This window comes from Streptomyces sp. NPDC020747 (genome assembly GCF_044334695.1).
In the GTDB taxonomy this organism is placed as follows: domain Bacteria; phylum Actinomycetota; class Actinomycetes; order Streptomycetales; family Streptomycetaceae; genus Streptomyces.
This window is the reverse complement of the sequence record NZ_JBIRTJ010000005.1, coordinates 429485-442814: the sequence shown is the minus strand read 5'-3', so window position 1 is coordinate 442814 and position 13330 is coordinate 429485. Positions and strand designations below refer to the sequence as shown.

The following is a 13330-nucleotide window of genomic DNA, read 5'->3' as shown; positions in this document are numbered from 1 at the left end:
GGGGTTCTTTGATGTCCGGATGCACATCGCTGTGAGAGCAAGCGCCTTGACCGTCCACGATCGTGGATACATACCCCGACATCGGGGTTGCAGTTCGCGCCGACGGATGCCTGGCTACCGCTCCTCGTCCAGTACCTGGGCAGCCGCGCGTGGGTCCATGAGGTTGGACCACGCCTGTTCGGCCGGGAGCAGGTCCCGCTCTGGCAGGGCGTACTCCGGATACCAGCCCTCAGCCTCGCAGCCGGGGACGTTGCGCAGGATCAGCACGGTCAGGTTCGGCGGTACGGAGCCGGTGATCCGGACGGCGAGGTAGGTCTCGTGACCGTCGTCCGCACGCACCTGGAGGCCAAGGGTGAAGGTGTCGAACTCGCGTGTGTGCTCACGGCCGTCGCGCAGCGTGTCGTGCGCCAGGTCCAGCAGAGTCGCCCGCAGGCGGCGCACGAAGCGGACACCGGCCTCGGCGCGGTACCGGACATGGTCCTCGCGTGCGGGCAGGAGGTGAGCGGTGTGTGTCGCGGTCTTCAGCCCGTCGGAATGTTCCGCGTTGTAGCGAGCCCGGACGGCGCGGCCGTCGGCCTCCAGGGCTGCATAGAAGTCATCGCCCGAGCCGTCCTCGCGCCGACCTGCCGCGACCAGCCACGGCAGATCGGCGTCCAGCCATACCGCGCCGCGCCATCGCTGCACCTTGACCTTGAACAGCACCTGGTCGTCCACGGACCGGATGCGTTCGTGCTTGCCGTCCTCGTCCGCGAACTGCTCGGACGCCTTGGCCAGCACCGGGTGGTCGATCTCGTCCAGCGGCACCGTGACCGGCGGCACTGCGAGGCACAAATCCTCGCGTAAGCAGCGCAGCGTCGGGCGGGCCGGGCGCAGCGGGCCGGGCCCGCTCATTCCTCGATTCCCCCGACCGCGTCGATCTCCTCTGCGGTCAGCCCGGTCAGCAGCATCACATCCGATTTCAGCGAGCCATCCAGCACACTCAGCGCCTCCACCATGCCGGACCGCAGATCCTCACGGCGCTGCTCCAGATACACCCGGACCGCCTCGGCCACCAGGTCCTTCTTCGTCAGCCCCAGGAAATGAGCGCCCTGACTGATCAATTTGTCCGTCGCCGGGTCCACCTTCAGCGGGGACTGGCGTACCGACTTCGCCGCCGTCGTCATCGTCAACACCTCCGCTGCCATAGTACCTAAATACCTCACGCATAGTTGATTCCGGTGTCACTGCTGTCGATCGCCCTGACCTCCGATCGACGCCACGGCTACCCGAGCCGACCATCGAGCAGGCACCCCGGAACGCCCCCATCGGCCATTGGCACCCACAGGGGACAACTGCTGGCCAAAGCGTCCCGGAATCGACAGCAACTTCGTCCAGATGACGGAGTCGCGCCCTCTCCGCCCCGGCTCGCCACCCTGCGACCGGGGCTGCACTGTGCCAGGGCAGGTCACGGCCGCCGCCCGAGTGTCCTGCCTCATAGAAGGCGGCACAGCCTCACTGAATCTGGCTAGATTCAACGACCAGATGCGACCCGGCTCAGCGCGTCGCCAACTCATGTCACGCAAGGCCTCGACCTACGCGGCGATGTCACGCCGGGGGTTTCGGTGAGCAGCACGCGCCAATACGGTGACCGGATGATGTCGATCAAGAAGTTCCAAGTCACCTTCGACTGCGCAGAACCTGAGCGGCTTGCTCGTTTCTGGTGCGAGGTGTTGGGGTACGTCATACCGCCGCCACCGGCGGGGTTTGCCACTTGGGACGATTTCAAGCGCTCGCAGCCACCTGAGCAGCGGGATTCCTGGTTCGCCTGCGTCGATCCCTCAGGTGTGGGCCCGCGGGTGTACTTCCAGCGTGTCCCCGAGGGGAAGGCCGCCAAGAACCGGGTGCATCTTGATGTGCGGGTCGGCACCGGACTCGTGGGGGAAGAGCGCCTCGCCGCACTTGAGGCGGAATGCGCACGACTGGTCCCGCTCGGTGCGGTGCACGTGCGCACGCTGTACGACGGCAATGATTCGTGCATCCCGATGCTGGACATCGAGGGCAACGAGTTCTGCATCGACTGAGAGGCCGCGAACGTGCCTTCGCCCTGTCCCCATGAGCCAGGGCGAAGGCACGAGGGGCGGTCATCAGCCAAAGGTCCCCCGGAAATGACAGCAAGCGCTTTGACGGCATTCGTTCGCGAGCGACCAGCGACGACGCAGGTGAGCACATCGCTCAACCCCTGACACCTTCTAAGCGCTTGGCCGCAGGTTCGAGTCCTGCCGGGGGCGCCTATCCCCGCCCTCCCCTCCGGGAGGGCTTTTTTGCTGGCCGGAGCATCCCTCCGCGGGCGGCCGCAGCGGACACGCGCGGCGTTCCCCGACTCCTCCCGGCCCGTCTTGAGCGCCTTGGCGCCCCAGGGACACCTGAACCGGGCGTCGTTCACCGTCCGGGATCCGAAAACTGTCCGAAACTAACCCGTTGTCACGCCACCGCTCGACACCGATGGACCGGTCACGACGTCGGGGAGAACCGGCACACCCGCCCTTGACCAGCCCATGGTCCCCCCATGGACCACCGGTCGGAAACCAGCCACGCCTCGGTCACCAGGTGTTGGCCCACGGCGGAAACGATGCGGCGGATCGTTCGATGCGCGACGGATCGTTCGATCCCCTCCCAGAGGCCACAACTGCGGACACGGCCTCTCCCACCCGACGAAACGACGGCCCACCCATGAAGCGACGCCCCATGAGACGACCCATGAAACGCCTGTCCCTCGGTCTCACTCCCGCCCTCGCCCTGTGCGCCCTCCTCTCCGGCGCGCTCCCCGCCCACGCCGCGAGCCACTCGACCGGCAACTCGGCCGACGGGCACAGCGACAGCTACGGGACGAAGGCGTCGTACGAACCCGGCCAGAACCCGCGCACCTACCGAGCCGCGCCCCGCGGATTCGAGCCGGTGTTCACGGAGAACGTCTCCCGGCACGGGTCCCGTGCCGCGACCGACAGCGGGGACGGGGACCTCATCCTCAAGCTGTGGGACCAGGCGGCGAGCGAGGGGCAGCTGACCAGCGCGGGCAAGGAGTTCGGGCCCCAGGTGCGGGCGCTGCTCGACGCCATGGCCAAGGTCGGGTACGGAAACCTGAGCGGGCGCGGCAGGCAGGAGATCCAGGACACCGCCGTCCGCATGGAGAAGCGGCTCCCGGGGCTGTTCGCGCACATCGCGAAGGACGGCGAGCCGATCGACGTCGTCAGCTCCGGGCAGGGGCGCGCGGTGGACAGCGCGGGCGAGTTCGCGACCGCGCTCACCAAGGCCGACCCGGCGCTGAAGCCGCTGATCGGGCCCGCCCGCGCCGACGCCGACCTGCTGTACTTCCACAAGGCGGCCGGGGGCGCCGCGTACCGCGACTACATCGACAACGACAAGCGGCTCGCGGACACCCTCAAGAGCGTCACCGACCAGCCGGCCACCCACCGCGCCGCCGTGAACGTACTGAAGAAGATCTTCAAACCGGCGTTCGTCGCACGGATCTCCGCGGGTGAGTTCTCGGCCGTCGGCAGCGACGTCGACGCGGCCGAGGCCGTCTACAACCTCTACGGCATCGCCCCCGCGATGAGCGACGAGAGCCCGGGCGGCCGCGGCTGGCACATGGAGCGGTACATCGCGCCGCGCGACGCCGCCTGGTTCGGCTATCTGAGCGACGCCGAGGACTTCTACGAGAAGGGCCCCGGCTTCGCCGACAGCGACATCACCTACAAGATGGCCGGCGTCCTGCTCGACGACTTCTTCAAGAAGGTCGAGGCCAGGCGGGCCGGCACCAGCGACCTCGGCGCTGAACTGCGCTTCACCCACGCCGAGGAGATCATCCCGCTGGCCGCGCTGATGGGTCTGCCAGGCAGTACGAAGCCGGTGACCGCCCAGCGCCCGTACATCTACGCCGACAACCCCTGGCGCGGCGCGTCCGTGGCGCCGATGGCCGCGAACATCCAGTGGGACGTGTTCCGCAAGGGCCACACCTATCTCGTACGGATGCTCTACAACGAGAAGGAGACCGCGTTCAAGCAGGGCTGCCGCCCGGTGTCCAAGGGCAGCACGTTCTACGAGCTGAACGAACTGGAGCGCTGCTTCGGACGTACGCACCCGACGTCCTGAGGGCCGGACGAGCCCCACTGATCTGTCGGCCATTAATCTGTCGGCCATGAACGCATCGGGGGACATGGTCGACGGGCGGTTCGAGCTGCTCGGACGGCTCGGCAGCGGCGGTATGGGGACGGTGTGGCGGGCCCGCGACAGCGTGCTGCACCGCGAGGTCGCCCTCAAGGCCGTACGGCACGACGCGGCGGCCTCCCACTCCGTCCGCGAGCGGGTGCTGCGCGAGGCGCGGGCCCTCGCCCGGATCAGCCATCCGAACGTGGTGATGATCCACCACATCATCGACGACGACCCGCACCCCTGGCTCGTCATGGAACTGGTGGACGGCGTCTCGCTCCAGGAGCGGCTGGCCGACGGCCCGTTGGCCCCCTCGGAAGCCGCCCGTCTCGGCCGTCAGGTGCTCGCCGCCCTGCGCGCGGCGGTCGCGGCGGGCATCCAGCACCGGGACGTCAAGCCCGCCAACATCCTGCTGCGCGCCGACGGCTCCGCCGTGCTCACCGACTTCGGCATCGCGGCCCTCCAGGGCTCGACCGCGCTGACGGCGACCGGCGAACTCATCGGCTCCCCCGAGTACATCGCGCCCGAGCGGATCCGCGGCAACGACGACGACCCGGCGTCCGACCTCTGGTCCCTGGGGCTCGTCCTGTACGTCTGCGTGGAGGGCGTCAGCCCGTTGCGCCGCGGCACCACCCTGGGCACCCTCGCCGCCGTCCTCGACGAGGCCGTACCGCCGCCGGTGCGCTCCGGCCCGCTCTCGCCCGTGCTCCAGGCCCTGCTCGTACGGGATCCGGCGGCCCGCCCCGACGCGGCGCGGCTGGACGCGATGCTGGCGCAGGTCGAGTCGGGTACGACTCCGGACTGGTCGCTGCCGACGGCGACGGCCCCGCTGCCTCCCGGCCCCACGACGGCACCGACGCACGTCCTGCCCGCACCGCCCACAGCCGGCGGCACGGTTCCCGGCGGCCCCAGGCCCGGCGGCGCGGTACCCGGCGGTTCCGGGCCCGGCAGCACGGTTCACGGCGGTCCCGGGCCCGCCGAGCCGGTCGGCGAGCACCCGACGCGCGTCCAGAACGTGCCGCAGCGGGGGCGCGGGGCGCGCCCCGCTCTCCTCGCCACCGTCGCGGTCGTCGTGGCCGCCCTCGCGACGGCCGCGACCGCGCTCGTCCTCACCCTGCGCGAGTCGGACGGCGACGACAGCAAGGCCAAGGGCGGCGGCGTTTCGGCGTCCGGCACCGCGACGTCCCCGTCCGCGAAGCAGACGCCCACGCCCGCGTCGAAACCAGCGCCGTCGAAGCAGGCTTCGCAGCCGGCCGCGTCCCCGTCGGAGGAGGCGACCACCCCGTCCGCCTCCGAAGGCCGCTGGATCGCCCAGCTGTTCTCCGAGCCGGTCGGCTCCGGCACCGCCGCGCGGGACCAACGGCTCGCGGCCGTCCGCAAGACCGTCCCCGAGGCGGTCTACGTCCGCAGCGACGACTACGCCTCACTCCGCCCCGGTTTCTGGGTCATCTACGCCCCGGGCCCGTTCACCGACGGCCGCGGCGCCCTGAGCTTCTGCGCGGAACGCGGGAGGACCACGCCGACCACCTGCGTCGGCCGCTACCTGAGCACGGCGTCGGCGGACTACAGCCTCCAGTGCAGCCCCCCGGCCGCCGGCCCGAAGGGCCGCTGCACCCGCCAGTGAGCCGGGCACCGGCCTCGACGCAGCCCTGACCCAGCCCTGAGACGCCTCCGTCTCACCCCGACCTCACCCCGGTTCCTCTCGACCTCACCCCGGTCCCTCCCGACCAGGACTCGAACATCGAGGACACTCATATGCTTTATCGCCCCATTTGAAGGAGCTTGGTGGATGATGCCCGGCTGAGCACCGTTACCCCCTGTGGGCCCTCGCGTTGAACGGTCTGTGCGGTCGCGTCGGAGCAGCCGCGCTCACCGAAATCGAAGGAGTGAACGTGAAGTCTCGCATCGCGAAGGCGGCCGGTGTGGCCCTCGGCACGGGTGCCGTTGTGATCAGTGGAGCCGGTCTGGCCATGGCGGACGCGGGCGCCGAGGGCAAGGCCGTCGGCTCGCCCGGCGTCCTGTCGGGCAACGTCATCCAGGTCCCGGTCCACGTGCCGGTCAACGTCTGCGGCAACACCGTGAACGTCATCGCCCTGCTGAACCCGACCTTCGGCAACGAGTGCGCGAACGTCGACGACGGCCCGAAGGGGCACCCCGGCCCCCAGGGACACGGCCCCAAGGGCTACGGCCACTGAGTCACCGTACTCACGCGAAGGCCCCCGGCGGTACACACCACCGGGGGCCTTCCCCTGTCACCCGTAACCCGCAACCCGTCACCGGTAGATCAGACGCACCAACGGATCAGACGTACCGGTAGATCCGGCTGTGGTCCTCCAGCTCGTCCGGCGTCATGCCCCACGGCGGCATCTCCTCGTGGCGTGCCACCACGCGCCCCCGCTGCCGGTCCCCGAGTTCGGGCGGCGACGCGGGCAGATACCGGGCGCCCTGGTGCCGCTTCTGCCAGCGCGTCCAGAGCAGGTCCACGAAGGAGTGGTGCAGCCAGAAGACGGGGTCGTTGACCGAGGCCCCGCCGAGCATGTGCCCGCCGACCCAGCGGTGCACGCGATTGTGGTTGCGCCAGGCGTCGTTGCCCTGCCCGGTCCCCCACCCTTCGAGCTTGTTCCGGAAGCCGCGGGTGGAGGTGGAGTCCCAGGGCGTCGTGTCGTACACGGGGTCCTTGAGGGCCCGCGCGAGCTCGTCGGCGGTCGGGAGGGCGAGCGGATCGTGGGGGCGGCCGAGGTCGCGCATGAGGTACTCGCCGTCGGTCATCGACTCCTTGACGACCCACTTCTTGTGCCGGTAGGCGAACGGCCCGGTCGTCACCTGCCGGTCGGAGCGCCGCCCGTTGCCCCCGAGCAGGTCCTCCCCCCACAGCGAGGCGGCGGGCGTCCGGTCCTTCGTCCAGTCCCAGTACGGCACGGACACCCCGGAGTCGACCCGCCGCAGCGCCCGCTCCAGCTCCAGCAGGAACCGCCGGTGCCAGGGCAGGAAGGACGGCGCCATATGGGCCGTACGCAGCCCGCCGTCGCCGTCCGACACGTAGTGGTCGATGTGCATGCGGACGAACTCGTCGTACTCGCCGGTGCGTTTGATCTCCAGGAACGCGCCGACGAGCCTGCGACGCTCGGCCCCTGTCAGCGCGCTCACGTTCTTACGCGTGTACGCCATGCCCGTGCCCCTCCCCCCGCCCCGCCCCCGTGGCGGCCGCGCGCAGCCGCAGTGTGCCGCCCAGTTCGTCGACGGCCCCGCGGGCGGCGGCGAGCGGCGTCGGATACGACTGGTAGTGGTCGACCATGGTCAGATAGCCGCCGTCGGCCCGCCGCATGAGGTGCAGTGGCCGGTCGTCCACGGTTACCCGCCACTGCCCGGCCGGTGCGGGGCCTGCGGCACCGGCGTGCCGGACACCACTCGCGGTGTCATCTGCGCCCGCGGCGTCCGAGAACCCGCGGATCCGTCGTCCTCGGTACATCTCGTCGAACCCGGCCGCGAGATCGGTCTCGAACCCGGTTCCGAACTCGGCCTCGGACGCGGGCGGTTCGCCGGGCCCGGGCGGTTGGGGGCGCGACGGTCGCGAGGCCGCGAGGAGCGGAGCCAGGGCGGCGGTGACGGCCGCGACGAGCAGCCCTCTCAGGACGTCTCGCCGCGTGCCGTTCGCCACTGCCACCCGTACTCCTCCATGAACTGTTGGGCCCGGACGGCCGGTTGGCCGGTCGGCCCGTTGTGTCTACAGCCCGGGCGCGAGGCCCAGGGTCGCCCCCGGTGCCGCCTGCAGCACCGGCGCGAGGAGACCGACCTCGGGCAGCTTCGGGGCCGGGAGGCCGAGCTTGTCCGCCTGAGGCGCGGTCAACGGAGCGTCCAACGAGGCACCCGGCGTCAGGGCACGCAGGTCGGAGGTGGGCGTGCTGGCGGCGACGTGGTCGAAGGTGTCCCCGAGCACGCGCGGCACCGGCGTACGCAGGTCGAGGGACGGCAGGTCGCTGGTGACCGGCAGTTGCGGGACGGCCCGGTCCGGCAGCAGCCGGCCCTCGACGTACCGCGGCCCGTCGGGGTTGCCCGGCGTGGGCAGCGGCAGGGTGCCGCCGATCCTGGGCATCTCCATGTTCAGCGAGTTCTCCACACCGTCCAGCGGTACGGCGACCGGGAGCCCGTCGGCCGCGACAGCGGGCGTCGCGACGGCGGCCGCCACACAGGTGACGACGGCGGCAAGAGTTCCTCGGGTGGTCGACTTCATCTCAGGCACGGGCCTTTCGGGATTCGGGGGCTGCGTCCGAAACGCGTAACGACCCGGCACACGGCATCAGATCAAAATTCCCCCGGTGGATGCAATTGTCAGCTCGTCCAGAAGTCCCACCAACGCGTCAACACGAGTATTCCGATGATCCCCAGATGCAGGACCGGCGGCACCCAGGTGAATTCGGCGAGGAATCCCTTCACCCAGCCGGGCGCGGGCAGGAATTCATTTCGTACGTTGAACGCCGTGACGTACCAGAACATGACGACGGTGGCGATCCAGGCGAGGCAGCACCACAGGCACAGCGCGTTGATGCTGTACAGCGACTCGTACTGGAGCCACGTCACGAAGCCGACGCCGAACAACGTGCCCGCGTCGAGCGTCAGCCAGTACCGGCGCGGGAACACCGCACCGGCCAGCAGGCTCGCGCCGACGCAGATCACGATGCCGTAGGCGACCAGACCGAGCATCGGATTGGGGAACCCGAAGGCGGAGGCCTGGTCGCTCTTCATGATGTTGCCGCAGGAGACGACCGGGTTCAGGCTGCAGCCGGGGGTGAAGCCCGGGTCCTCCAGCAGCTTGAACTTGTCGATGGTGATGACCCAGGAGGCCAGCAGTCCGGCGGCGCCCGTGATCACCAGCAGCAGGGCGAACGCGCGGCCGGCGCCCGCGGTGCGCATCGTCAGCCGCGCAGGCTGCGCGCCGGGAGGAGGGCGTGAGCCGCGCTGTTCAGGGTCTTCTCGTCGCCGGCGAAGGCGGCCAGCGCCTCCGGCGCGACGGGCTTGCCCGGCTCGGCCTCGGGCCAGGGGCGGGTGGTGAACAGGAAGTAGGCGTAGCCGCGCTCGCCGACCGCGGCGAGCCACTCCGGCGGCACGGTGCACTGGGCGTTGAGGTGGGCCATGGTGACCACGGCCTGGCCGGCCTCGACGAGGAGACCGACGGGGAAGCTGGGCTGCCGGGTGCCGTCGACGATCTCGTCGCCGATGGGCAGGCCGGTGCGGTGCAGCAGTTGCTCGACGGCGACCGCGGAGCCCTCGGGGCCGCCCTCGCCGTCACCGAGCGAGTAGGCAAGCAGGAAGGGCATGTCGCCGTCGGGGTGTTCGCCGCTCCACGCCATGACGACGAGCGTGCCGAGGTCGACGGCACGGAAAGGACGCGTTTCGCTTGATGTTGAGGTCACCGCGGAACCGTATCGACGCGCCGGAATGCGTCCGCTCCGTTTCTCACTCGCCCGGGGGATTTCCAGCGGGGTCTCCACACGAACGGGGGACGGCATCGAACGGCCGGAAAGAGAAAACGGAACGGCACGGATAATCGGAGAACAGAGCGAAGGGCCGGTTCCGCGTGATGCGGAACCGGCCCTTCGCTACTTTCGGAGCGGCTTCCGGAGTCGCGTCCGATGCCGCGTCCGGGGTTACGTCCGAAGTCACTTCTGGAGGGGAAGCCCGCCCAGGAGCCCCGTGGGCCCCTCCGCCGAGTTGAGGGCCTTCGTCGCGCCGTCGACGGTGTTCAGCACGGAGTCCTTGTTCGACGTGTCGAGCGCGTTCGACTGCGACTGCAGGGGCATGGCGTCCGCGGCGTCCACCGGCTCGGTGGTGAGTGCGGTGAGCGCCGAGTCGAGGCCGCCGTTGAGACTGGAGGGCGTGAGGTCGGCGGCAAAGGCGGGCGCTGCGGCAGCAGCGATGACCAGGGACCCGGCGACGACAGCGGCGGCCTTCAGGGACTTCATCGTGTTCCTTTCGTCGGCAACTCGCGTCGCCGGAGGGAAATTTCGCTGAACTGCGCCCTGCCCAACGATCCCCGTTCTGGACGGAAACTCCGTCGGCCGAAGATTTCTGAAAGCCACCCAATTGAAGGGTGTGTCAAATCGTCAAATGGGATCCCTCATATGAAATCAGCCGTCGGGCCGGCCCGGACGACGGGCCGGCCCGACGGCCGGGGTGAGGCGACCGCTTCGCCTCAGCCACCGCTCCCCGTACTCAGGAGGGCGGTGGCCTGTGGGTCGTTCAGGACGGCAGCAGGCCGCCGGTGGGCAGCGGCAGCGCGCCCGTCGGCAGGGGCAGCTTGGGCAGACCCGGCAGGTTCGGCACGGGCAGGCCGCCGCCGAGGACCGTGGCGACGACGACGTTGACGAGGCCGGTCACGACGGCCAGCGCGGCCGCCGCGACACCGGCGACGTCACCGCTGGTGGCGGCCTTGACCAGGGAGTCGGCCGCGGCCTGCAGAGCCTTGAGCGCGTCGGCCTTGAGGTCGAGCGGGACCTCGGCGACCGCACGCTCGGCGCCGTTCGGCACCGGCAGCGCGGGGGCCGCCGGAAGCTTCGGCACCTCCGGAAGCGCGGCCGGCGGGGCGACCGGGGTGACGGGGGTGACCGGCGTGGCCGGAGCCGCGGGCTTGGCGGGGGTCGTGGGAGTGGCCGGCGTGCTCGGCAGGACCGGCGACGTCGCGGCGTCGGGCGCCGCGGGCTTGGCCGGCGCCGACGGAACGGCGGGCGTGGTCGGAACCGCCGGCTTGGCCGGGGCCGTCGGCGTGGGCGGCGCGGTCGGCACGGCCTGCTCCCGCTCGGCCTTGACGGGCGGGGTCAACGCGCCGGCGGCCGGGGCGGCCGCGGAGGCCTTGGCGATGGCGGCCTTCACCGCGTCGGCGAGCTTGGCCGCGTCGGCGGCGGGGAGCTGGCCGTTGTCGGCCTTGAGCACGGCGTTGAGCAGGTCGGTGACCGGAGTGAGCACTCCGCCGACGTCGCCGAGGCTCTTGACCTGCGCCAGCAGAGCGTCCGCTCCGGGCACCGGCGCCTGGGCCGCTATCGAACGGGCGTCGCGGGTCGAGTCGTGGTCGGCGGCCACGGCGGCCGGTCCGGCGATCCCGAGCAGAAGCGTGGCGCAGAGTGCGGGGGCCGCGATACGCCGTGCGGGCAGAGCACGCATGGAGGGGTTCCTTTCGGTGGTGCGTACGGATCTTGTGCCCACCGTGGAATCGGTGACCGCCGCCTGCAACCGAACGACCGCGCTCCGTAGCGGCCCGGGCGGGCCGCCGCATCCGTTGTCGCTGGTGAGGTGCCGTGCCCGGGCGTTCCCGGGTGGTTGGCGCCCCTCCCTCCATTCGGGGCAACGCGGACCGGCCGCCCTCCCTGTGGGAGGACGGCCGGTCAAGGGCTGCGCAGCGACGTCAGTCGTTGGCGCACTCGTTGCCGAACGCCGGGTTCAGCAGCGCGATGACGTTCACGGTGTTGCCGCAGACGTTGACCGGCACGTGGACGGGGACCTGGACCAGGTTGCCCGACAGGACGCCCGGGGAGTGGGCGGCGAAGCCGTGCGCGTCACTGTCGGCGGCGGCGACGCCACCGGTGCCCGCCATGGCGGCGGCGGCAACGGAGGTAAGGACCAGGCCCTTCGCGATACGCGACATGGAGAGGTGCTCCTTGGGATTGACACAACAATCCGGGCGGGGTGCCCGGCTCTGGAATCAACGCGCGGCGCTGGCCCGGGTTGTGCCACCGAACGGGTGAAGTCCCGGACCGAGTACCGGGCGGAGGCCGGGCCCACGACGGAGGCTCCGCCCGACGCGGCGTCAACCAGTGTATGCAGCATGATTACGACACACTTGACGGGTTTCACCGATAAATACGGATAGCGGCTACAGTTGCGTTCCTCCTCAGGCCGCTTGAAACAGACGGGGAGTCATGGCGGCCCTCATGTGATGTCCACGGCCTGTCCGTCCGCAGGGTCAGTACCTCTTCCCGAATTCCCCCGAAAGGGCAACGCCGGTCATGCGCAATTCCCTGGGTCCTCTGCTGCGCCGTGGGATGGTGGGTGTCTTTTCCCTCGCCTCGCTGTGGGCACCGGGCGGACCGGCGGCGGCCGCACCTGCCATGCCCACGGCGTCAACAGCGCCGGCCGCCGAGGCCGAGAGTCTCCCCTTCACCCAGCGGTACCGCGCGCTCCAGCACGGCGGGATCGTCCGGGCCGCCAACTCGTCCATCACCTGCCGGCGGCCCGTCGAGCGGTCGGCGGCGTCCTGTCCCGCCGCACGCGAGGGCCGGGCGGCCGCGAACGACGACAACGACGACTTCGAGATGTTCTACATCGATGTCGACAACGACCCGAACACCTACAACTCCAGCCGCGCCGAGGTCCGTCCGCCGGCCGGCGCCCAGGTCTCGTACGCGCGGCTGTACTGGGGCGGCAACCTCCGGGTCGGTGAGCAGAAGCCGCCCAAGGACAACGGGCGGGTGCTGATCGCCGAGCCGGGCGGCCAGTACAAGGAGGTGCTCGCGGACACCGTCGTCGGGCACCGGGTCGCGAACGGCGCGGACGCGTTCCAGGCCTCGGCGGACGTCACCCCTCTGGTGCGCGCCAGCGGCGCGGGCGTCTACACCGTGGCGCAGGTCAACGTGGCGATGGGCCACTCGGCGGCCGGGGCGTGGGGCGGCTGGACGCTGATGGTGGCGTACGAGAAGGAGTCGGAGCCGCTGCGGCATCTGGCGATGTGGGACGGCTTCGACCCGCTGGGCGCGGGCGGGGACCGGACGGTCCGGCTGTCCGGCATGCGGTTCCCCGAGGGGGCCCGAGGGAGTGCGGGGCTCGTCGCCTACAACGGTGACCGCGGGCGGACCGGCGGCTCGCTCACCCTGTCGGCAGGCGGTCTGACGACCCCTCTGGCCAACGGCACGAACCCCCGTGACGACGTACTGAACTCGACCATCAGCGAGCCCGGCGGAACGGCCCCGGGACGCACGCCCGCGTATCCGAACACGCTCGGGTACGACTCCGACGTCTTCGAGCTCGACAAGGGGCTGCGGCACGGCGGTGACCGGCTGGACTTCCGCCTGGTGTCGCCGCGCGACACGGCCTGGGCCGGAGCGCTGTTCGTCGCCGTCGACGCGAAGCGCTGACGGCTTTCCCCCGACCTTCCCCC

15 protein-coding genes are annotated in these 13330 nt (G+C 70.7%); 5 read left to right on the top strand and 10 right to left on the bottom strand.

Annotated elements, in window-relative coordinates; genetic code table 11:
* Window positions 1-114: 114 nt before the first annotated feature.
* Together ACH4YP_RS17120 and ACH4YP_RS17115 are read right to left on the bottom strand one after the other, a co-directional pair.
* Complete coding sequence (locus ACH4YP_RS17120; protein ID WP_398491036.1) at window positions 115-891, bottom strand: hypothetical protein; 777 nt, start codon at window positions 889-891, stop codon at window positions 115-117.
* The gene (locus ACH4YP_RS17115) at window positions 888-1163 is read right to left on the bottom strand and encodes a hypothetical protein (RefSeq protein ID WP_062648491.1); all 276 of its coding nucleotides are present in this window, start codon (window positions 1161-1163) and stop codon (window positions 888-890) included. Before ACH4YP_RS17115 ends, ACH4YP_RS17120 begins: the two co-directional genes overlap by 4 nt.
* A 468-nt stretch (window positions 1164-1631) precedes the next feature.
* Between ACH4YP_RS17115 and ACH4YP_RS17110 the strand changes: the two genes are divergently transcribed.
* From ACH4YP_RS17110 to ACH4YP_RS17095, 4 genes are all read left to right on the top strand, one after another.
* Window positions 1632-2060 carry a VOC family protein gene (locus ACH4YP_RS17110; protein ID WP_398491035.1) on the top strand — a complete coding sequence of 143 codons (429 nt, stop codon included), beginning with the start codon at window positions 1632-1634 and terminating at the stop codon, window positions 2058-2060.
* A 676-nt stretch (window positions 2061-2736) separates the two neighbouring features.
* Window positions 2737-4128, top strand: coding sequence for a histidine-type phosphatase (locus ACH4YP_RS17105; RefSeq protein ID WP_398491034.1), 1392 nt, complete (start codon window positions 2737-2739; stop codon window positions 4126-4128).
* Window positions 4129-4174: 46 nt separating this feature from the next.
* Window positions 4175-5809: a protein kinase gene (locus ACH4YP_RS17100; protein WP_398491033.1), complete on the top strand. Its 1635-nt coding sequence runs from the start codon at window positions 4175-4177 to the stop codon at window positions 5807-5809.
* A 268-nt stretch (window positions 5810-6077) separates the two neighbouring features.
* The gene (locus tag ACH4YP_RS17095; RefSeq protein WP_361067652.1) at window positions 6078-6380 is read left to right on the top strand and encodes a chaplin; all 303 of its coding nucleotides are present in this window, start codon (window positions 6078-6080) and stop codon (window positions 6378-6380) included.
* Window positions 6381-6486: 106 nt separating this feature from the next.
* Here the strand turns inward: ACH4YP_RS17095 and ACH4YP_RS17090 are convergent, their stop codons facing one another.
* The 8 genes from ACH4YP_RS17090 to ACH4YP_RS17055 form a co-directional block, all read right to left on the bottom strand.
* Window positions 6487-7353, bottom strand: coding sequence for a tyrosinase family protein (locus ACH4YP_RS17090; protein WP_398491032.1), 867 nt, complete (start codon window positions 7351-7353; stop codon window positions 6487-6489).
* Window positions 7337-7849, bottom strand: coding sequence for a tyrosinase family oxidase copper chaperone (locus ACH4YP_RS17085; protein WP_398491031.1), 513 nt, complete (start codon window positions 7847-7849; stop codon window positions 7337-7339). Before ACH4YP_RS17085 ends, ACH4YP_RS17090 begins: the two co-directional genes overlap by 17 nt.
* 60 nt (window positions 7850-7909) lie before the next feature.
* Entirely contained in the window at window positions 7910-8416 is a 507-nt protein-coding gene (locus ACH4YP_RS17080; protein ID WP_361067643.1) for a hypothetical protein, read from the bottom strand.
* Between the two features lie 98 nt (window positions 8417-8514).
* Entirely contained in the window at window positions 8515-9096 is a 582-nt protein-coding gene (locus ACH4YP_RS17075; RefSeq protein ID WP_398491030.1) for a vitamin K epoxide reductase family protein, read from the bottom strand.
* A 2-nt stretch (window positions 9097-9098) separates the two neighbouring features.
* Window positions 9099-9596 carry a DUF5949 family protein gene (locus ACH4YP_RS17070; RefSeq protein ID WP_361067637.1) on the bottom strand — a complete coding sequence of 166 codons (498 nt, stop codon included), beginning with the start codon at window positions 9594-9596 and terminating at the stop codon, window positions 9099-9101.
* A 246-nt stretch (window positions 9597-9842) separates the two neighbouring features.
* The gene (locus ACH4YP_RS17065; RefSeq protein WP_361067634.1) at window positions 9843-10145 is read right to left on the bottom strand and encodes a hypothetical protein; all 303 of its coding nucleotides are present in this window, start codon (window positions 10143-10145) and stop codon (window positions 9843-9845) included.
* Window positions 10146-10422: 277 nt separating this feature from the next.
* Window positions 10423-11340 carry a hypothetical protein gene (locus tag ACH4YP_RS17060; RefSeq protein ID WP_398491029.1) on the bottom strand — a complete coding sequence of 306 codons (918 nt, stop codon included), beginning with the start codon at window positions 11338-11340 and terminating at the stop codon, window positions 10423-10425.
* A gap of 241 nt (window positions 11341-11581) precedes the next feature.
* On the bottom strand, window positions 11582-11821 hold the full coding sequence (locus ACH4YP_RS17055; RefSeq protein WP_055618009.1) for a chaplin: 240 nt from the start codon (window positions 11819-11821) through the stop codon (window positions 11582-11584).
* A 361-nt stretch (window positions 11822-12182) separates the two neighbouring features.
* Between ACH4YP_RS17055 and ACH4YP_RS17050 the strand changes: the two genes are divergently transcribed.
* Window positions 12183-13307: a DUF3344 domain-containing protein gene (locus ACH4YP_RS17050; protein WP_398491028.1), complete on the top strand. Its 1125-nt coding sequence runs from the start codon at window positions 12183-12185 to the stop codon at window positions 13305-13307.
* The last annotated feature ends 23 nt before the right edge of the window (window positions 13308-13330 follow it).

What these genes read in the sequence shown, in the direction of transcription:
- ACH4YP_RS17120 (WP_398491036.1), bottom strand. Translation starts at nt 891, where the DNA reads ATGAGCGGGCCCGGCCCGCTGCGCCCGGCCCGCCCGACGCTGCGCTGC.
- ACH4YP_RS17115 (WP_062648491.1), bottom strand. Translation starts at nt 1,163, where the DNA reads ATGACGACGGCGGCGAAGTCGGTACGCCAGTCCCCGCTGAAGGTGGAC.
- ACH4YP_RS17110 (WP_398491035.1), top strand. Translation starts at nt 1,632, where the DNA reads ATGATGTCGATCAAGAAGTTCCAAGTCACCTTCGACTGCGCAGAACCT.
- ACH4YP_RS17105 (WP_398491034.1), top strand. Translation starts at nt 2,737, where the DNA reads ATGAAACGCCTGTCCCTCGGTCTCACTCCCGCCCTCGCCCTGTGCGCC.
- ACH4YP_RS17100 (WP_398491033.1), top strand. Translation starts at nt 4,175, where the DNA reads ATGAACGCATCGGGGGACATGGTCGACGGGCGGTTCGAGCTGCTCGGA.
- ACH4YP_RS17090 (WP_398491032.1), bottom strand. Translation starts at nt 7,353, where the DNA reads ATGGCGTACACGCGTAAGAACGTGAGCGCGCTGACAGGGGCCGAGCGT.
- ACH4YP_RS17080 (WP_361067643.1), bottom strand. Translation starts at nt 8,416, where the DNA reads ATGAAGTCGACCACCCGAGGAACTCTTGCCGCCGTCGTCACCTGTGTG.
- ACH4YP_RS17075 (WP_398491030.1), bottom strand. Translation starts at nt 9,096, where the DNA reads ATGCGCACCGCGGGCGCCGGCCGCGCGTTCGCCCTGCTGCTGGTGATC.
- ACH4YP_RS17065 (WP_361067634.1), bottom strand. Translation starts at nt 10,145, where the DNA reads ATGAAGTCCCTGAAGGCCGCCGCTGTCGTCGCCGGGTCCCTGGTCATC.
- ACH4YP_RS17060 (WP_398491029.1), bottom strand. Translation starts at nt 11,340, where the DNA reads ATGCGTGCTCTGCCCGCACGGCGTATCGCGGCCCCCGCACTCTGCGCC.
- ACH4YP_RS17055 (WP_055618009.1), bottom strand. Translation starts at nt 11,821, where the DNA reads ATGTCGCGTATCGCGAAGGGCCTGGTCCTTACCTCCGTTGCCGCCGCC.
- ACH4YP_RS17050 (WP_398491028.1), top strand. Translation starts at nt 12,183, where the DNA reads ATGCGCAATTCCCTGGGTCCTCTGCTGCGCCGTGGGATGGTGGGTGTC.